Annotated in this window: 18 protein-coding genes; 16 read left to right on the top strand and 2 right to left on the bottom strand. The window is 63.7% G+C overall.

Annotation, left to right across the window (positions count from 1 at the left end; translation table 11 throughout):
• The first annotated feature begins 17 nt into the window (after positions 1-17).
• From argS to rsmI, 6 genes are all read left to right on the top strand, one after another.
• A complete protein-coding gene (gene argS / locus H9Q75_RS06090; RefSeq protein WP_186565286.1) occupies positions 18-1,766 on the top strand; it encodes an arginine--tRNA ligase in 1,749 nt (582 codons plus the stop codon).
• Positions 1,767-1,882: 116 nt separating this feature from the next.
• On the top strand, positions 1,883-3,112 hold the full coding sequence (locus tag H9Q75_RS06085; RefSeq protein ID WP_186565285.1) for a homocysteine S-methyltransferase family protein: 1,230 nt from the start codon (positions 1,883-1,885) through the stop codon (positions 3,110-3,112).
• 148 nt (positions 3,113-3,260) lie between these two features.
• Positions 3,261-4,637: a transporter permease gene (locus H9Q75_RS06080; RefSeq protein ID WP_186565284.1), complete on the top strand. Its 1,377-nt coding sequence runs from the start codon at positions 3,261-3,263 to the stop codon at positions 4,635-4,637.
• 135 nt (positions 4,638-4,772) lie between these two features.
• Positions 4,773-5,393: an NUDIX hydrolase gene (locus tag H9Q75_RS06075; protein ID WP_243200705.1), complete on the top strand. Its 621-nt coding sequence runs from the start codon at positions 4,773-4,775 to the stop codon at positions 5,391-5,393.
• Complete coding sequence (locus H9Q75_RS06070) at positions 5,390-6,037, top strand: methyltransferase (protein ID WP_186565283.1); 648 nt, start codon at positions 5,390-5,392, stop codon at positions 6,035-6,037. Before H9Q75_RS06075 ends, H9Q75_RS06070 begins: the two co-directional genes overlap by 4 nt.
• A 2-nt stretch (positions 6,038-6,039) precedes the next feature.
• Complete coding sequence (gene rsmI, locus H9Q75_RS06065) at positions 6,040-6,870, top strand: 16S rRNA (cytidine(1402)-2'-O)-methyltransferase (RefSeq protein WP_186565282.1); 831 nt, start codon at positions 6,040-6,042, stop codon at positions 6,868-6,870.
• A gap of 149 nt (positions 6,871-7,019) precedes the next feature.
• Here the strand turns inward: rsmI and H9Q75_RS06060 are convergent, their stop codons facing one another.
• The gene (locus tag H9Q75_RS06060; RefSeq protein WP_186565281.1) at positions 7,020-7,262 is read right to left on the bottom strand and encodes an AbrB/MazE/SpoVT family DNA-binding domain-containing protein; all 243 of its coding nucleotides are present in this window, start codon (positions 7,260-7,262) and stop codon (positions 7,020-7,022) included.
• 242 nt (positions 7,263-7,504) lie between these two features.
• Between H9Q75_RS06060 and H9Q75_RS06055 the strand changes: the two genes are divergently transcribed.
• Both H9Q75_RS06055 and H9Q75_RS06050 read left to right on the top strand, forming a co-directional pair.
• Complete coding sequence (locus H9Q75_RS06055) at positions 7,505-8,080, top strand: spore maturation protein A (RefSeq protein WP_186565280.1); 576 nt, start codon at positions 7,505-7,507, stop codon at positions 8,078-8,080.
• Positions 8,081-8,602, top strand: coding sequence for a spore maturation protein (locus H9Q75_RS06050; protein WP_186565279.1), 522 nt, complete (start codon positions 8,081-8,083; stop codon positions 8,600-8,602).
• A 40-nt stretch (positions 8,603-8,642) separates the two neighbouring features.
• Here the strand turns inward: H9Q75_RS06050 and H9Q75_RS06045 are convergent, their stop codons facing one another.
• A complete protein-coding gene (locus H9Q75_RS06045; RefSeq protein WP_186565278.1) occupies positions 8,643-9,770 on the bottom strand; it encodes an AI-2E family transporter in 1,128 nt (375 codons plus the stop codon).
• Positions 9,771-9,984: 214 nt separating this feature from the next.
• Between H9Q75_RS06045 and nifS the strand changes: the two genes are divergently transcribed.
• The 8 genes from nifS (at position 9,985) to vanT (ending at position 19,039) form a co-directional block, all read left to right on the top strand.
• Positions 9,985-11,145 carry a cysteine desulfurase NifS gene (nifS, locus tag H9Q75_RS06040; protein WP_186565277.1) on the top strand — a complete coding sequence of 387 codons (1,161 nt, stop codon included), beginning with the start codon at positions 9,985-9,987 and terminating at the stop codon, positions 11,143-11,145.
• Positions 11,146-11,210: 65 nt separating this feature from the next.
• Complete coding sequence (gene nifU, locus H9Q75_RS06035; RefSeq protein WP_186565276.1) at positions 11,211-11,645, top strand: Fe-S cluster assembly scaffold protein NifU; 435 nt, start codon at positions 11,211-11,213, stop codon at positions 11,643-11,645.
• Positions 11,646-11,808: 163 nt separating this feature from the next.
• Positions 11,809-12,840: an ATP-binding cassette domain-containing protein gene (locus H9Q75_RS06030; RefSeq protein WP_186565275.1), complete on the top strand. Its 1,032-nt coding sequence runs from the start codon at positions 11,809-11,811 to the stop codon at positions 12,838-12,840.
• Positions 12,833-13,609, top strand: coding sequence for a methionine ABC transporter permease (locus H9Q75_RS06025; RefSeq protein WP_186565274.1), 777 nt, complete (start codon positions 12,833-12,835; stop codon positions 13,607-13,609). Before H9Q75_RS06030 ends, H9Q75_RS06025 begins: the two co-directional genes overlap by 8 nt.
• A gap of 461 nt (positions 13,610-14,070) precedes the next feature.
• On the top strand, positions 14,071-14,958 hold the full coding sequence (locus H9Q75_RS06020) for a MetQ/NlpA family ABC transporter substrate-binding protein (protein ID WP_186565273.1): 888 nt from the start codon (positions 14,071-14,073) through the stop codon (positions 14,956-14,958).
• Between the two features lie 162 nt (positions 14,959-15,120).
• A complete protein-coding gene (gene vanG, locus H9Q75_RS06015; protein ID WP_186565272.1) occupies positions 15,121-16,173 on the top strand; it encodes a D-alanine--D-serine ligase VanG in 1,053 nt (350 codons plus the stop codon).
• Positions 16,170-16,922 (top strand): D-alanyl-D-alanine carboxypeptidase family protein, encoded by a 753-nt coding sequence (locus tag H9Q75_RS06010; RefSeq protein WP_186565271.1) that lies wholly within the window; start codon positions 16,170-16,172, stop codon positions 16,920-16,922. The genes vanG and H9Q75_RS06010 overlap by 4 nt, the downstream gene beginning before the upstream one ends.
• Complete coding sequence (vanT, locus tag H9Q75_RS06005) at positions 16,919-19,039, top strand: serine racemase VanT catalytic subunit (RefSeq protein ID WP_186565270.1); 2,121 nt, start codon at positions 16,919-16,921, stop codon at positions 19,037-19,039. Before H9Q75_RS06010 ends, vanT begins: the two co-directional genes overlap by 4 nt.
• The last annotated feature ends 36 nt before the right edge of the window (positions 19,040-19,075 follow it).

The following is a 19,075-nucleotide window of genomic DNA, read 5'->3' as shown; positions in this document are numbered from 1 at the left end:
GAAAAGGTGATAGATACATGTCCAATCTGATTCAGGCGGCCAAGGACCAGGTGGCCGAGCTCACCCAGGCCGCCTATGAAAAGGCCGCCGCCTCGGGGGCGCTCCCGGCGGGGGTGGCTGTGACCGGCCGGGTGGAGATCCCGAAAGACACCAGCCATGGGGATTACGCCTCCTCGTTTGCCATGGCGGGGGCCAAGGCCCTGGGCCGAAAGCCCCGGGACGTGGCCCAGGCGATTGTGGATCACCTGGATCTGGCGGGCACCTGGTTTGACAAGGTGGAGATCGCCGGCCCCGGCTTCCTGAACTTCACCATGGGCCCCAAGTGGTATGGGGACGTGCTCTCCGACATTGAGGCCGAGGGCCCCGCCTACGGACAGGGGTGTGAGGGCAGGGGGGAGAAGGTCATGGTGGAGTTCGTCTCCGCCAACCCCACCGGCCCCATGCACATGGGCAACGCCCGGGGCGGTGTGCTGGGGGACTCCCTGGCCAACGTGCTTAAGCGGGACGGCTTTGACACGTGGAAAGAGTTCTACGTCAACGACGCGGGCAATCAGATCCACAAATTTGCCGAGTCCATTCATGCCCGCTACATGCAGATTCTGCTGGGGGAGGAAAATTTCGACTTTCCCGAGAGCGGCTACCATGGGGACGACATCAGGGAGCTGGCCCAGGCCTTCTACGAGGCCCACGGGGATTCCTACAGGGACAGGCCGGAGGCGGACTGGCTGGAGGCCATGAGCCGCTTCGGCCTGGAGCGGAACATCCCCAAGATGCAGGCCGACCTGCGCCGGTATAAAATCGAATATGACCAGTGGTTTTACGAGTCCGCCCTCCATGACAGCGGCTATGTGGCCGAGACCGTGGAGCTGTTGGCCGGAAAGGGCTGGACCTACGAGAAGGACGGGGCCCTGTGGCTGAACACCACACAGCTGCTGAAGAAAAAGTATCTGGCCGAGGGCAAGACCCAGGAGCAGGTGGACAAGCTGGACCTGAAGGACGACGTGCTCCGCCGGGCCAACGGCTTTTACACCTACTTTGCCGCCGACATCGCCTATCACCGCAATAAGCTGGAGGTGCGGGGCTTTGACAAGGCCATCGACGTGTGGGGCGCCGACCACCACGGCCATGTGGCCCGGCTGCAGGCCGCCTTGGACGGCCTGGGGCTGGATGGCTCCCACCGGCTGATTGTGGTGCTCATGCAGCTGGTCAATCTGATGCAGGACGGCAAGCCCGTGCGCATGTCCAAGCGCTCTGGCAAGGCCATCGCCCTGCACGACCTGCTGGACGAGGTGAGCGTGGACGCCGCCCGCTACTTCTTCAACTCCCGCTCCGCCACTAGCCCGGTGGACTTCGACCTGGACCTGGCCGTGCGGCAGGACAGTGAGAACCCGGTGTACTATGTGCAGTACGCCCACGCCCGCATCTGCAGCCTGGTCTCCCGGATGGAGGAGGAGGGCGTGAAGGTGGCGCAGGCGGGGAGCGTTCAGCCGGAGCTGTACACCCAGCCGGAGGAGCTGGCCCTGATCAAGTCCCTGGCTCAGTACCCCGAGGAGATTCACTTGGCCGCCCGGGACTACGACCCATCCCGCATCAACCGCTATCTCACCGACCTGGCCGGGGATTTCCACCGGTTCTACAACACCTGCCGGTGTATGGTGGACGACAGGCAGCTGCAGAGCGCCAGACTTAAGCTGGCGGACACAGTGCGCGCCGTGCTGGCCAACGGGCTGGATCTGATCGGCGTGTCCGCCCCAGAGAAAATGTAAAAAGTTTGTACAAAAACAGGCGGGACCCGGCTTTGCGCTGCGGTCCCGCTTGCTTTTTTTCGCAGAACCGTGATATACTAACCAACGATTCAAAGATTGGGAGGAATACGGTTAAGATGGACGCCATTCCCTTATCCCAGCCTGTGCTGCTGGACGGCGGTACAGGCGCTGAGCTGCTGCGGCGGGGCATGCCCGCCGGGGCGTGTACGGAGCGGTGGATTGTGGAGCACCCGCAGGTGCTGGTGCAGCTGCAGAAGGAATATGTGGCGGCGGGCAGTCAGGTGCTCCTGGCCCCCACCTTTGGGGCGAACCGGGCCCGGCTGGAGCCTTTCGGTCTGGCTGACCGGGTGGAGGAGTACAATGGGCGGCTGGCAGCACTTTCCCGCCAAGCAGCGGGGGAGGGCATTCTGGTGGCCGGCGATCTATCCCCCACGGGGCTGCCGACGGCGCCCTTTGGCGAGGGCGTATTTGAAACGCTTCTGGACGTCTACACTGAACAGGCGGCCGCGCTGGAGCGGGCGGGGGTGGACCTGTTTGTGATTGAGACCATGGTCTCAATGGCGGAGGCGCGGGCCGCGCTTCTGGCGGTGAAGCGTGTCTCCCGCAGCCCGGTGTGGGTGAGCTTTACCTGCGACGAGGAGGGGCGCACGCCCACGGGGACTGATGTGCTGGCCGCCCTGATCGTGATGCAGGGCATGGGGGCGGACGCCTTCGGCCTTAACTGCTCCTATGGGCCGGAGGCTATGCTGGAGCAGCTGGAGCGGCTGACGCCCTACGCCGCCGTGCCCCTGATCGCCAAGCCCAACGCCGGCCTGCCGGGGGAGGGGCTGTGTTCGCCCCAGGCGCTGGCGGCGTATGTGCCGGCCTTTGCCCGGGCGGGGGTGCGCCTGTTCGGCGGCTGCTGCGGCACTACCCCGGCCCATGTGGCCGCCCTGCGGAGCGCCCTGGCGGAGACGGAGATTTCCCCGTTTGTTCCGGCGGAGCACGATCCGGACGTCATCCCCTGCGCCAGCGAGCGGGAGGCCCGCTTTATCACCCCCGATGTGGATGTGGGGGAGACCATTCCATGCACGCCCAATCTGCTGGAGGAGATCCTGGAGGCCGAGGAGGAGCGGCCCCAGGGGGCGCTGAAGATCTCCATCCTGCGGGAGGACGACCTGGATCTGTTTGCCGAGAACCAATATGCGGTGCAGGACGCGCTCTGCCTGTGGACGGACGTGCCCGAGCTTCTGGAGCGGGCGCTGCGCCTCTATCAGGGCCGCGCGTTCTGGGACGGCACCGCGGGGGAGATCGAAGCGGAGTTTTTGGCGGAGATGAGCCGAAGATATGGTTTGATCCTGCTGTAGGAAGGCAGAAGATCGGAACGGGCGGGCGGCGCGTGGGGCGCCGCCCGCTCGTTTTCAACCGCTTTGGTCCGCAGGAACTTGACGGCCCGCCCTGTTTGGCGGTAGAATAAACTTCAGATTTTATCCTGCAATGGGGAGGGAATCGGCTGTGAGTACGGCACAGGCAAAGAGGAGGGTGATACCGCCCGTTCTGGATACGCTTCTGCTGCTGAGCATCGGCGTGTTTTACCTGCTGCGCGCGTTGACGGGCTGGACGCTGCTGTGGCCCCGGGCCATTGTCTCCGGGGTGCTCCTGGTGCTTTTCCTGCCGCGCATCTCCTCTTCCTTCCGCATTCCCGCGTGGATTTTTACCCTCTGCGGCGCCGTCCTGCTGATCTGGAAGCGGGCCCCGGCACAGGTATGGGCCGAGGGGCTGAATTCCATGCTTCAGACAGTGGCCATCATCGTGGTGATGCAGACCCTGTCCATCGCCATCGGCACGGGCAATTACAGCCGGGCGATTTCGGACGCGCTGCGCCGGTACGCCCGGAACCAGGGGGTGCTCTACTTCCTGGTGGAGCTGTTTGCCCACCTGCTGTGCAGCATTCTCAACATCGGCGAGGTCATCGTGCTGCTCAGCTCCTTTGATCAGAAGCTGACCGACCAGATCGACGACTATCCCCATTTTGTCTCCAGCGCCATTTCCCGGGGGCACAGCACGGCGTTTCTGTGGGCCCCCGGCTCCCTGACCGTGTTGATGACGCTGCAGATTTTCGATATGGAGTGGTCCCAATATATGCTGCCGGCCATTGGTCTGGCCGTGCTGGGAATGGCCATCGGCGGCGCGACCCAGTATCCCCGCCTGCGTACATACCCCATGGCCAAAGACAAGCAGGCGCCCGCGCCCGGCTCCTTCCGCAAGATTGCGGTGCTGGCGCTGGTTATCCTGGTGATCGTGTGCAGCGTATCCTTCCTGGAGCCGCTGCTGCCCAACGTGAGCGGAGGAGAGCGGCTCATTCTGGCCGTGGCGGTGGTCTCGGCGGTCTGGCTGCTCAGCCAGTGCCGCATCCCCAATCTGGGGGGAGAGGTAAAGAAATTTGCCGTGGATACCCTGCCGGACTCGGGCAGCCTGAGCGCCTTTTTCATCTCCATGGGGCTTTTTTCCCACGCCCTGCAGTACGTGGGCCTGGACGCCGTGCTGAACAGGGCCGCTGCACCGCTGAACGCCCTGCCGGTCCCCCTGCTGCTGGCGGTAATCCCCCTGATGATTGTGGCCTTTTCCCTCATCGGCGTACACCCCATGGTCTCCTTGGCCGTGCTGGGGCCCCTGCTGATGCAGCTGGTGGGCGGCGCGACGGCGCTGCAGCTCTCTCTGGCCACCGCGCTGGGCTGCTGTCTGTCCTATATGGTCTCCCCCTTTGCGGGGCTGGTCCTGCTACTCTCCCATCTGCTCCATCTCCCGCCCCGGGAGATTGCCCTGCGGCAGAACTTCCGCTTCTCCATGCTCTATTATGCGGTGGCTACCGTGGCCATTTGTCTGTTTTAGGCCGGCACACCCGCACGCAAAGCGCGGGGAAGCCGAGGCATGCAGCCTGGGGTTGAATGGACCGGCCGCTGGGGGTTATACTGAAGAAAAAAGCGGCCCGGCTGGAGGCTGGGCCAAAGGAGAAGAACGCCGCCAATGCTGAGAGTTTCCGATTTTGAGGCCCGCTACCGCGGGCATATTCCGGCTCCACAGGACATTCCCGGCCGCTATGCGGTGCTGGTGCCTCTGGTAGAAAGGGCGGGGGAGCCCCATCTGCTCTTTGAAGTGCGTGCGGACACCATGCGCCGCCAGCCGGGGGAGGTATGCTTTCCGGGCGGGCGTGTGGAGGCCGGGGAGACGGCAGAGCAGTGCGTCCTGCGGGAGACGGAGGAGGAGCTGGCGATCCCGCCCGCCGCGGTAGAGCTGATCGCGCCCCTGGACTATCTGGTCCACCAAGGAAAATTTATTATGCAGCCCATTCTGGGACGGGTGGATCCGGCGGCGGCCGCCGCCCTGAAGCCCGGCCCGGATGAGGTGAAGGAGACCTTCCTGGTCCCGGTGGAGTTTTTCCGGGAACATCCGCCGATGGAGTATACTTATGATATGGTGCCGGAGGTGCCGGAGGATTTTCCCTATGAGCTTATTGGTTTCCCCCAGGGCTACCGCTGGCGCAGGGGGAGGGGCGACGTGCCCATCTACCGGTGGGAGGGACATGCCATCTGGGGCCTGACCGGGCGCATTGTCCGCCACCTGATGCAGGGAATGGAGTGCCTGTGAGGCGGGCGGAGCAGTTGGGGCCCTTCCGCTATGTCCAGTCGGAGGACTGCTTTCCCCTGGGGCAGGACACGCTGCTGCTGGCCGGGTTTGCCTCCCTGCGGCCCTGCTGGCGGGTATGCGATTTGGGCTGCGGCGCGGGGGCGCTGCCCCTGCTGCTGCTGGGACGGGAGCCCTCCCTGCGCGTGACCGGGATAGAGCTGGAGGCGGCGGACGCGGAGCTGGCCCGGAGGAATCTGGCGGAGAACGGGCTGGCGGGAGAGATCATGACCGGCGACCTGCGCCGGGCGAAGGAGTATGTCCCCGCCGGAAGCTTTGACCTGGCAGTATCCAACCCACCCTACTTCCCGGTGGCGGCAGGCGCCTCCGGCGGCAGGGCCCGGGCGGAGGAGTGCTGTACGATGGCGCAGCTGTGCGCGACCGCCGGCTGGATGGTGAAAAACGGCGGCCGCTTCGCCCTGGTGCACCGGCCGGAGCGCCTGGCTGAGCTGTTGGCGGAGCTGCGGGCGCATGGGTTGGAGCCCAAACGGATGCAGCTGGTGCAGCACGGTCCGGAGCGGCCGCCCTCCGCCGTCCTGCTGGAGGCCGTGCGTCTGGGGCGGCCGGGCCTGGCCGTTTTGCCCACAAAAATCATGGGAGGTTCCTGACTATGGCCGGAACACTGTACCTGGTCCCCACGCCCATCGGCAACCTGGGGGACATCTCCCGCCGTATGGCGGATACGCTGGCGGCGGTGGATTTTATTGCCGCGGAGGATACCCGGGTATCGTTAAAGCTGCTCAATTACCTGGGGATCAAAAAGCCCATGCTCTCCTATTACCGCCACAATACCCAAAACGGCGGACAGGCGGTGCTCAGCCGCCTGCTGGCGGGGGAGAGCGGTGCCCTGGTCACGGACGCGGGAACCCCGGCGGTGAGCGACCCGGGGGAGGAGCTGGTTGCCCTGTGCGCCGAAAACGGGGTGGCGGTGGTGGCAATTCCCGGGCCCTGCGCTCTGGTCACGGCATTGTCGGTGTCCGGCCTGCCCACTGGGCGGTTTACCTTTGAGGGATTTCTGGCCATGAATAAGAAAAACCGCCGCGACCACCTGGAGCGGCTGCGCGGGGAAGAGCGGACCATGATCTTCTATGAGGCGCCCCACAAGCTGGCGGCCACCCTGCGGGATCTGGAGGCGGCCTTTGGACCGGAGCGGCGGATCTCCCTGTGCCGGGAGCTGACCAAGCTTCACGAGGAGGTGCGGCGGACCACCATGGGCCAGGCGGCGCAGTGGTACGAAGCCAACCCGCCAAAGGGGGAGTTTGTGCTGGTAGTGGAGGGAACCTGTGCGCAGGAAGCGGACGGAATCAGCCTGGAGCAGGGGCTGGAGCAGGTGGCTGTACTCAGGCAGGCGGGAGCCACCCTCCGGGATGCGGTCCGGCAGGTGGCCAGGGAGAGCGGCCTTCCAAAGAACGAGCTCTATGACCTGGCAGTGGGGAAATAGCTGTTTCCTGATTTTCTATTTTCTGTAAAAATAATATTTTTTCTATTAAAACAAGATTTTTCCTGAAAAAGACGCTTTTGAAGTGCGTAAAGAAAAAAGCCCGCCACCGGATGATCGGTGGCGGGCTTTCCGTTTCGTCGAAAAAGTACTTACTTCAGCTGGAGTTCCTTGATACAGTTGGGACAGACATTCTTGCCCTTAAAGTTGATGACATCCTTGGCATCATCACAGAAAATGCAGGCGGGCTGGTACTTTTTCAGTACAATAGAGGTCCCGTCCACATAAATCTCAAGAGAATCTTTCTCTGCAATGTCTAGGGTGCGGCGTAGCTCGATGGGGAGCACAATGCGGCCCAGCTCGTCCACTTTACGTACGATACCCGTTGATTTCATGAAAATACTTCCTTTCCCCGTGGATTACCATGTTTTTCCGAGTTTATCTAGAAACTGACATTATTATAACATGGAGAATGAGGTTGTCAATAAAGAATTGGAAATTATTTTACAGAAATTGCATATAAAATTGTGAAAATACAGGCAAAAAGTAAAAAAATGGTAAATAAGAGAGAGCGCAAAACAACATAGTTTTCGGCCCTGGTGCGTATATCTGACACAGAGAAAAGGGGGACGTGCATATGGCGATGGCGGTCATCTGGACCGGGATGGTAGTGGTATCAATTGTCTGCGCTCTGGCGACAGGGCGGGGGCCGGACGTTGCCGCGGCGGCGATGGAGGGAGCCGGCGCGGCAGTGGAGCTGTGCCTGTCCATGGCGGGGGTGCTTTGCCTGTGGATGGGGGTCATGGAGATTATGAAGCGCTCCGGTCTGTCCGGCGGCCTGTCTCGGCTGCTGCGGCCGATTCTGCGGCGGCTGTACCCGTCGTTTGCCCGGGACCGGGAGGTCATGGACAGCATTTCCGCCAATGTGTCCGCCAATCTGTTGGGTCTGGGCAATGCAGCCACACCTCTGGGGATTCAGGCTGCAAGGCAGATGAGTCGCCGCACACCGGGAGTTGCCTCCGACGCACTGTGTATGCTGGTGGTGTGCAACACAGCCTCAATTCAACTGATTCCGACAACCGTGGCCAGCGTCCGCCTGGCCGCAGGATGCGCCGCGCCGTTCGATATCCTGCCGGCGGTATGGCTGGCTTCGGCCCTGTCGGTATGCGCCGGAATCGCGGCAGTGAAAGTACTGGGAAGGGTGTGGAGATAGATGGATCTGGCCTTTACCATGCTGGTCCCCGTTCTGATCGCCGGAACGGCGCTTTACGGTATGTTCCGCAGGGTGGATGTGTATGACGCCCTGGTGGCCGGCGCGGGGGAGGGGCTGGGGGTGCTGATTAAGATCGTGCCCGCCCTGGTGGGATTGCTTACCGCCGTGTACATGCTGCGTGCCTCAGGCGCCTTGGATCTGGCGGCACAGGCGCTTGCACCGGTGCTCACCCGGCTGGGAATCCCGCCGGAAACCGTGGGGCTCATGCTGGTGCGCCCCGTCAGCGGCAGCGCCGCGCTGGGGGTGGGAGCGGAGCTGATTTCCACCTATGGGCCGGACTCCCTGATCGGACGCACCGCGGCGGTGATGCTGGGCTCCACCGAGACGACGTTTTATACCATTGCCGTCTATTTCGGCGCGGCGGGCATCGTCAAGACCCGCTATGCCGTGCCGGCCGCCTTATGCGCGGACCTGGCCGGTTTTGTTGCCGCGGCATGGGCGGTACGGGTCATTTTTTATTGAAAAAAGCCGCACGGCTCTTGCCGCGCGGCTTTTAATCGGCTTATTTTTTCGGCACGGCGGGGGGAGTGTCCAGACGGCGGCGGACATCCTGCCGCAGCAGGGTATAGAGTACCGACGCCAGGGGAACGCTGAGGATAACGCCGGGCAGACCCAGCAGCCCGCCGCCCACGGTGACGGCCGCCAGCACCCAGATGCCGGGCAGACCAATGGAGGTCCCTACCACCCGGGGATAAATCACGTTGCCCTCCACCTGCTGCAGGATGACCAGGAAAATGAGAAAGGTCAGCGCCTTGAGCGGGGACACCATCACCAGCAGCAGGGCGGAGACGATTGCCCCCACATAGGCGCCCGCTACGGGGATGAGCGCGGATACGCCCACAATGACGCCGATGAGAGGGGCATAATCGGCCTGGATAAAGAGCATCCCGCCGGTGCACAGACCGCCCAGGATACAGGCCTCAATCAGCTGGCCGGTGACAAAATTGGCAAAGGTATCGGCGGTGAGATGGATGACGTTCAGAAGCGGCCGGGAGAACCGGGCGGGCACATAAGCCCGCAGCAGGCGGCCGCACTGGCGCAGCAGCGTTTCGCTGCCGGAGAGCATGTAGATGGAGAACACCAGGGCCAGAACGCCTGTGACCACAATTGAAATAATGCTCCCGGCCAGCTCCACCAGGTGAGGACCCAGGGTGGAGAGCAGATCCAGCACGCTGTTAAAGAGCTTCTGCAGGCCGCTGTTCAGGCCGGACAGGTCCAGCTCGCTGAGGTTGAGGTATTCCAGCAGCTGGTTGGCCCAGGTCTGCAGATTGCTCACATAGCCGCCCAGGCTGCCTACAAAGGTCTGGATGCTGGCGATCAGCCGGGGCATCACAAAGGAAAAGAGAGCGATGACGGCAAAAATCAGCATCAGATAAGCGGTGAGCACCGCCAACGGCTTGGCCGCGCCGCTGGCCCTGGTATGGGCCAGCCCCCGGGAGTAAAGCCGCTGAAAAAAGCGGCAGGGGCGATGAAGCACAAAGGCCAGGGCAAACCCAATGATGAGAGGCTGGAAAATGTCCAGCAACATGCGCACGCCGCCGCTCACCACGTCCAATCGGGCCAGCACCATCACCAACACCACTGCATAGGTGATGATCAGCAGGATACTCTTGAAGAGCTTTTTATCCATAAATGCCTCCGCAGCGCTGTCAGAATTCCAGAAAAGGGGATTGGGACCACTATAGCATTTTCCGGCCACGGCCGTCAACGGAAACCGGCGCTTTTCACAAAATTTTAATCTTCCCCAGAATTTGCTTGACAGAATGGAAAAGGACTCTTATAATCATAGTAAACATATAGGAATTAAGTATTTTAAAAGGAATTACCGAAAGGAGCCTGAGCGTATGTCTCGATTTGTCTATGCGGACCACGCGGCAACCACCGCCCTGTCCGATACCGCTTTGAACGCCATGCTTCCCTATTTAAAAGAGGAGTATGGAAATCCATCCAGCCTGTATCGCTTTGCCGGACGGGCGAAAGCCGCCCTGGAGCAGGCCCGCGCCGACGTGGCCGCCTGCCTGAATGCAAAGCCGGAGGAGATCTACTTTACCTCCGGCGGCACGGAGTCGGACAACTGGGCCCTGCGGGGCGTGGCCGAGCTGCGGGGGAAGAAGGGGAAGCACATCATTACCTCTGCCATCGAACACCACGCCGTCCTCCATACCGCGCAGTATCTGGAGAAGCAGGGCTTTGAGGTGACCTACCTGCCGGTGGACGCCCAGGGACGGGTCAGTCCGGCGGACGTGGAGGCCGCCCTGCGCCCCGACACCATTCTCGTCAGCATTATGGCGGCCAACAATGAGATCGGCACCATTCAGCCCATTGGGGAAATCGGAGCAATTGCCCGCCGGGCGGGGGTGCTGTTTCACACCGACGCGGTGCAGGCCGTGGGCCATATCCCGGTGGACGTAGAGGCGTGGAATGTGGATCTGCTCTCCCTGTCCGGGCATAAGTTTCACGGCCCAAAGGGCGTGGGTGTGCTCTATATGCGCAAGCCCCTGCGCCTGCCGCCCCTGATTCACGGCGGCGGCCAGGAGAAGGGCCGCCGCTCCGGTACGGAGAATGTGGCGGGAGCGGTGGGGCTGGCCGCCGCGCTGAAGGAGGCGGCTGCCGGACTGGAGACGGAGGCGCCGCGCCTGTGCGCCCTGAGGGACCGGCTCATTGACGGCCTGCTGCAGATCCCAAAGTCCCGCCTGACCGGTCCGCGGGACGGCCGGCTGCCCGGCTCGGCCTCCTTTGTATTTGAATGCATTGAGGGGGAATCCATTCTCCTGCGGCTGGACAATGCGGGCATCTGTTCCTCCTCCGGGTCCGCCTGTTCGTCCGCCTCCCTGGACCCTTCTCATGTGCTGCTGGCCATCGGCCTGCCCCATGAGATCGCCCACGGCTCGGTGCGCCTGACCCTGGGGCGGGAGAATACCGATGCGGACGTGGACTATCTGCTGGAGACCGTCCCCAAAGTGGTGGCGGGGCTGCGGGAGATGTCCCCCCTCTGGGAGGGCTGAAGCACCGGAAGCAACTCTGCGCTGTGCAGACGCTTACTCTAATTTATGGATAAGGATGTGACGATATGTACTCAGAAAAGGTAATGGACCATTTCTCCAATCCGCGCAACATGGGAGAGGTGCCCGATGCCAACGCGGTGGGTCAGGTGGGCAACCCCAAGTGCGGGGATATTATGAAGATGACCATGAAGATTGAAAACGGCGTCATCCAGGATGTGAAATTCAAGACCTTCGGCTGCGGCGCAGCCGTGGCCACCTCCTCCATGGCCACTGAGCTGGTAAAGGGCAAGACCATTGAGGAGGCCCTGCAGCTGACCAATGCGGCCGTAGCCGAGGCGCTGGACGGACTGCCCCCCCAGAAGCTCCACTGCTCCGTGCTGGCCGAGGAGGCGATCAAGGCCGCTCTGTCCGACTACTACACCCGTCAGGGCATTGATCCGGTGCCCATTGTGGGCGCGGGCTGCGACGGCTGCTGTGACAGCTGCTGTAGCCACCATTGAGCCCTGCGCACCCGTGCCCCCTCCTGCCCGGACAGGAGGGGGCATTTTCTGCCCAAAACCGGCCCTATACTTGACAGGAGGCCCGATTCGTCATACAATTTAATGAATCATCAGAGCCTTTTCCCTGCAAAAGTTGTGTGTGGAAGCAAAGGAGAACGGAATTGTGATCGAATTAAAAAACCTGTCTAAGACCTTTCAGACGGCGGACGGGGACTTCCAGGCGCTGGAAAACATCAGTCTGACTGTGCGGGATGGGGACATCTTCGGCATTGTGGGCATGAGCGGCGCGGGTAAATCCACCCTGGTGCGCTGCATCAACCTGCTGGAGCGGCCGACCTCGGGCCAGGTGCTCATCGACGGCCTGGTGGAGGGGGAGGCCGGGCCCATGGATCTGTGCCGGATGACCCCGGCTCAGCTGCGCCAGGCGCGCCGGTCCATCAGCATGATCTTTCAGCAGTTCAACCTGCTGATGCAGCGCACCTGCCTGAAAAACATCTGCTTCCCCATGGAAATTGCCGGTGTGCCGGCGGACCAGGCCAGAAAGCGGGCTCTGGAGCTGCTGGAGCTTGTGGGCCTGCCCGACAAGGCCAGCGCCTATCCGGCCCAGCTCTCCGGCGGGCAGAAGCAGCGCATCGCCATTGCTCGGGCCCTGGCCTCCGACCCCAAGGTACTTCTGTGCGACGAGGCCACCTCCGCCCTGGACCCCACCACCACCCGCTCCATTCTGCGGCTGATCCAGGATATCAACCGGCGCCTGGGCATCACGGTGGTGGTCATTACTCATGAGATGGCCGTGGTGGAGGAGATCTGCTCCCACGTGGCTATTCTGGACCACGGGCGGCTGATGGAGAGCGGCACAGTGCAGGAGGTATTCTCCAATCCCAAGACCGAGGAGGGCCGCAAGCTGGTGAATCCGGACGGGGCGCGTGTGGCCCGGATGTTCCCCAGCAGCCGCATCATCCGGGTGGTGTTCAACGGCGGCTCAGCCTACGAACCGCTGGTGGCCAGCCTGGCCATCGACTGCGGGGTGAAGGCCAATATCCTGGGCGCGGACACCAAGAATATCGACGGCAAGGCCTTCGGCTACATCCTGCTGGGCCTGCCCGAGGACCCGGAGCAGGCGGCCCGGGCCATGAGCTATATCAGAAGCCAAAAGGACGTAATGGTGGAGGAGGGAATGGACGAACATGGATAAATTCTGGACAGACCTGGGAGAGGCACTCTCCAATGAGGCCCTCTGGGCGGAGTTTCGCAGCGGCATCTGGGACACCCTCTACTCCACCGTGCTGGCCACCCTGTTCGCCTGTATTCTGGGCCTGGTGCTGGGCGTGCTGCTGGTGGCGGGGGAGGAGGACGGCGTGCGTCCCCTGCCCGGTCCGGTCATGAGCGTGCTCAATTTTGTGATCAACATCCTGCGCTCAGTGCCCTTCCTGATCCTTATGCTCATGGTGCTTCCCCTGAGCAAACTGCTATTGGGCACCCGCATCGGCACCATCGCCTCCATTCCGCCCCTGATCATCGCCGCCGCCCCCTTTGTGGCCCGGCTGGTGGAGACCTCCCTGCGGGAAGTGGACAAGGGGATCATCGAGGCCGCCCAGTCCATGGGCTGCTCCCCCTTCCAGATCATCTGGAAGGTGATCCTGCCCGAGAGCCTGCCCTCCCTGACGGGCAGCTTTACCACCGCCTTCATCACCATCCTGGGCTACGGCGCCATGGCGGGCGCTATCGGCGGTGGCGGCCTGGGCAAGATCGCCATCAACTACGGCTACAATAAGTACAACTACGCGGTTATGCTCATCGCGGTAATCTTCATCGTCATCCTGGTGCAGATTTTCCAGGCGCTGGGCACCTCCCTGGCCACCCGGTCGGACCACCGCATCACCAACAAGGCCGGCCGCAGGAAGCTCCGCCGGAACGTCAGCCGGCAGATCAACCGGGACAAGCGCAGCCCCGGCGGTATGTGATAGTTTGGAGGGATTGGGAAAGTTTTTTCTTTTCCAGTCCCTCTTTTTTATGCAGAATATGCGGTTGACAGATGTGCGATCCGGTTGTAAACTAAATGCAACCAAAGCGGAACTGAATCACGCCCTACAAACGCGAGGAAGAGAAGAGTAGGCCGGAAGATACGTCACAGAGAGCCCGGTATGGTGGGAACGGGCACGGAAGGTCCGGCGGAACATGGTCTCGGAGCGGCGCACCGACTACGGAAGCGATTTCGTACAGGCTGCGACGGGAGCGCCCGTCAGCGCGCAGGAGTATGGCTGTACTCCATAAGGCCCCTGCTGTGAGGCAGAGGGTGAAGCAAGGTGGTACCACGAAGCCCCAAAGGCTCTCGTCCTTGAAGTGTATTTCAAGGGCGTTTTTTTGTGCTCTGATTTGGGCAACACTACCTCTTTTGAGGAACAATGAAAAGGAGAAATGAACCATGAAGAAGCTTGTATCCCTGCTCCTGTCCGGCGCCCTGGCCTTCGGCCTGCTGGCCGGCTGCGGAAACAGCGGCTCCGGCACGGCGGACACCCCTGCACCTAGCACCCCCTCCGGAAGCGAGACCCCAGCCCCTGCCACCGGCACCCCCTCCGGCGAGACCGTCACCCTGAAGGTAGGCGCCTCCCCCACGCCCCACGCCGAGATCCTGGCCGTGGTGAAGGACCTGCTGGCAGAGCAGGGCATCCAGCTGGAGGTGGTGGAGTTTACCGACTACATCCAGCCCAATCTGGCTGTGGAGGAGGGCGAAATTGACGCCAACTACTTCCAGCACATCACCTATATGAACAACTTCAACGCGGAGAACGGCACCCATCTGGTCAGCGTGGCCGATGTGCACTACGAGCCTTTCGGCATCTATGCCGGCAAGACCGCCAGCCTGGCCGAACTCCAGGACGGCGCCACGATTGGGGTGCCCAACGACCCCACCAACGGCGGCCGCGCCCTGCTGCTCCTCCAGGAGCAGGGCCTCATCACCCTGAAGGAGGACGTGGGGCTGGAGCCCACCAAGCTGGACATTGCGGAGAATCCCCACAACTATGACATCCAGGAGCTGGAGGCCGCTCAGCTGCCCCGCTCCCTGGACAGCCTGGACCTGGCGGTCATCAACGGCAACTACGCCATTCAGGCCGGCCTGAAGGTGTCCGACGCTCTGGCCATCGAATCCGCCGAGGGCACCGCCGGCACCGCCTATGTCAACGTGCTGGCGGTCAAGGAGGGCCGGGAGGACGATCCCGCCATCCAGGCCCTGGCCGCGGCCCTGTGCAGTCAGGAGGTCAAGGAGTTCATCGGCCAGACCTACGGCGGCGCGGTGGTGGCCGTATTCTGAGCACAGCAAAAAGCAAAGGCGCGGTCCATATGGACCGCGCCTTTGCTTTTCCGGAATCGTAAGAAGTGGTTCAGAATATCGTAAGGGTTTGGACGGCTTGTCTTAAAAAACCCCTGCTATGCTTTGTTTATGATAAAACAAAGCAATTTGGGAGGCGTTTTTATGACAAAGCTCACGCTGGCGGTACTGTTCGGCGGCCGCTCCACCGAATACCCGGTTTCCCTTCAGTCTGCTCATGCGGTACTCACCCACCTGGACCCGGAAAAATATCAGGCCGTGCCCCTGGGCATCACCCGGGATGGCCGCTGGCTGCGCTATACCGGCTCCGTGGACGCCCTGCTGGACGACACCTGGCATCTGGATGAGCGGCACACGACGCCTGCCCTGATCTCACCCGACCGGGGGCTCCATGGGCTGATGATGATTGCCCCCGCCGGCGTGACGACCATCCGGCTGGACGCGGCCTTCCCCGTGCTCCACGGCAGGAACGGGGAGGACGGCACGGTACAGGGCCTGCTGGAGCTGGCGGGCATCCCGGTGGTGGGCTGCGGCGTGCTCTCCTCCGCCCTCTGCATGGATAAGGATGTGGCCCACCAGCTGGCCGCCCGCGCCGGGGTGGAGGTGCCGCGCTCCGCCGTATTCCGGGCCGGGGAGGACCTGGCCGTGCTGCCCGAGCGGGCGGGGCGCCTGGGCTGGCCCCTGTTTGTCAAGCCCGCCCGGGCGGGCTCCTCCTTCGGCATCAGCCGGGTGGAGCGGCCGGAGGACCTGGAGGGGGCGGTCATGGCCGCGCTGGAGCACGACGGGAAAGTGGTGCTGGAGGAGGCGGTGCCCGGGTTTGAGGTGGGCTGTGCCGTGCTGGGCACCTGTCCCCCCACCACGGGGCGGGTGGACGAGATCGAGCTGGCGGGGGGCTTTTTCGACTACACGGAGAAATACCACCTGGTCACCTCCGTCATCCACATGCCCGCCCGCATCTCCCCAGAGCAGGAGGCCCGGGTGCAGCACACCGCCCTGCGGGTTTACCAGGCCCTGGAGTGTACCGGCTTTGCCCGGGTGGACCTGTTCCTGACGCCGGAGGGGCGGCTGGTATTCAATGAGGTAAACACCATCCCCGGCTTTACCGCACATAGCCGCTACCCCAGTATGATGGAGGCCGTGGGACTACCCTTTCCCCAGCTGCTGGACACCCTGATTGGACTGGCGGTGGAGCTATGAGGGGGGTCTGGTCCATTCCGGTGAGCACGCTGCTTCTGGTGAATGAGGCACATCCCCTGGCAGAGGAGCCGCCCGCAGAGGAGCTCCTGCCCGTGGACAGCCGCTTTCCGGAGGTGAAGCTCCATGTCCGGGCCAAGGTGATGCTGGACCAGCTGCTCACCGCCGCCGGGGGGCGCGGCGCGGTGCTGCCGGTGAGCGGCTATCGCCCCCGGCGGGAGCAGGAAATGATCTGGGCGGACGCCCTGGCGGAGCACGGCACGGCCTTCACTCAGACCTATGTGGCCCGCCCCGGCTGCAGTGAACATCAGACCGGGCTGGCCGTGGACCTGGGGGAGAATGTGCCGGACGTGGACTTCCTGTGTCCCTCCTTTCCCGAGACCGGCGCATGCGGGCGGCTGCGCCGGCTGGCGGCGGGTTACGGCTTTGTGCTGCGCTATCCCAGGGGAAAGGAGAAGGTGACGGGCATCGGGTATGAGCCATGGCACTTCCGCTATGTGGGCTGGCCCCACGCCCGGCTGATGGAGGAGCGGGGGCTGGTGCTGGAGGAATATCTGGACTGGCTGCGCTCATTTCCGGAGCAGGGCCCTCACCTGAATTACCGGGCGGCCGGGCGGAACTTTGAGGTGTATCATGTTCCCGCCGCTCGCCTGGAGGGGCTGGAGGCCCGTCTGCCCTCCCACATCCCCTGTCAGTGCTCCCAGACCAATGGCGAGGGCGTTGTGCTTACCCTGTGGAGGGACGCCGGATGAGCCCCGCCTGCCGCCGCACCGGCGGGTTTGACTGGTTCCGCCTCCCGGCGGCCCTCCTGGTGGCCGCGGTCCACACAGGGCCGCTGCTCTCCCTGAGCACCGAGGCCAACGACCTGCTCACCGACGTGCTGGCCCGGCTGGCGGTTCCCTTCTTTTTTGCTGTGACCGGCTATTTTCTCCTGCCGCGGCGGACGGAGCGGGGGGTGTTGGCGCGCTTTCTGAAGAAAACAGCGCTGCTCTACGGCCTTTCCACCCTGCTCTACCTGCCCGTGCTGGCCTACAGCGGGTATTTCCAGCCGGAGGGGCTGCCGGGGCGGCTGGCCCGCGATCTGATCTTTGACGGGACGTTTTACCACCTGTGGTACTTTCCCGCCGTGCTCCTGGGCGCTTTGCTGTGCCCCCTCTTCCTGGGGAAGCTGGGCGCGCGGGGGGCGGCGGTGCTCTGCGGGGTCCTCTACGGCCTGGGCCTGCTGGGAGACAGCTACTATGCCCTGACGGCTGCCCTCCCACCACTGAGGGCGGCGTATGACGTGCTGTTCCACTGCTTTACCTATACTCGCAACGGGCTGTTTTTCGCCCCGCTCTTTCTGCTGTTGGGGGGCGCTTTGGCCCGGCGGGAGGAGGGGCGGAGCGCGGGCCGGCTGGGGCTGGCACTGCTGCTGTCCCTGGCCGCGCTGACGGTCGAGGGGCTTGTGATACGGCGCTATGCCCTGGCCCGCTTTGACGCGCTGTACCTCTCCCTGCCCGTGTGCGTCTGGTTTCTGCTGCGCTGGCTGCGGGCGCTGGACCTGCCGGAGCGGCCGAAGCTGCGTCCCTTTACAGGGGCGTTTTATATCCTGCATCCCCTGTGCATCGTGCTGGTGCGCGGCGGGGCGAAGATCCTGGGCCTCACGGGACTCCTGGTGGAGAACAGTCTTATGCACTATGCCGCCGTGGTGCTTCTGGCGGCTCTGCTCTCCCTGCCTTTTGCGGTCCTGCCCCGGCGGCATCGCTCCATGCGTCACCGGGACGGCGCCAGGGCCTGGATCGAGCTGGATACGGCCGCCCTGCGGCACAATCTGGACCAGCTGGGCAGCCTGCTCCCCCAGGGCTGTGCGCTGATGGCGGTGGTCAAGGCCAACGCCTATGGCCACGGCGACCTGGAGGTGGCGCGCATCTGCCGGCAGGCCGGGGTGGAGGACTTCGCCGTGGCCACGGCGGAGGAGGGCGTGCGCCTGCGCCAAAGCGGCGTGAGGGGCCTCATCCTGGTGCTGGGGTACTCAGGGGCGGAGGCCGCCCCGCTGCTGGCCCGCTTTCGGCTGACCCAGACGGTGGTAAGCGGGGAGCACGCCCGCCTGCTGGACCGGACCGGCTTTCCCATCCAGGTCCACTGCAAGGTGGACACGGGCATGCACCGGCTGGGCGTTTCCTGGGCGGACCGGGAGGAGCTGCAGCGGATCTACACGACCCGGAACCTCAGAGTGACCGGCATGTTCACCCACTTGGCGGCGGCGGAGCGGCTGACGCCGGAGGACCAGGCCCGCACACGGGAACAGGTGCGCCGCTTTTATGCCGCGGCCGGAGTGGTGCAGGATATGGGACTCTCTCCCGGCGCGCTGCACATTCAAAGCAGCTACGGCCTGCTCAACTACGGGCAGCTCCCCTGCGCCTATGTGCGGGCCGGGATCGCCCTTTACGGCGTGCTGAGCGCCCCCGGGGAGCATACGGCGCTCACGCCCCGGCTGCACCCGGTGCTCTCCCTGCGGGCACGGGTGGTCCAGGTGCGCACCCTGGAGTCCGGAGTGTGTGCCGGCTATGACGGGAGCTTTACGGCCGAGGGGCCGTCAGTGGTGGCCGTGGTCGGCCTGGGCTACGCCGACGGCTACCCCAGAAGCCTGTCCTGCGGCGCGGGGGGCGCGCTGGTCCGGGGGCGGTACGCCCCGGTGGCCGGACGGATCTGCATGGATCAGCTGCTGCTGGACGTGACCGGCATCCCGGGCGTGGCCCCGGGGGATGTGGCCACCTTTATCGGCCGGGATGGAGATCGGGTGATTGCCGCCGAGGAGGCGGCTCAGGCGGCCGGGACCATCACGAACGAGCTGCTGTCGCGGCTGGGGCCCCGGCTGGAGCGGATCTGAAGCAAAAACGGCGCGGTGCATCAGCGATGCACCGCG

This window comes from Lawsonibacter celer, from assembly GCF_014281125.1.
GTDB lineage: Bacteria > Bacillota > Clostridia > Oscillospirales > Oscillospiraceae > Lawsonibacter_B > Lawsonibacter_B celer.
This window is presented reverse-complemented; position numbering and strand designations above follow the sequence as displayed.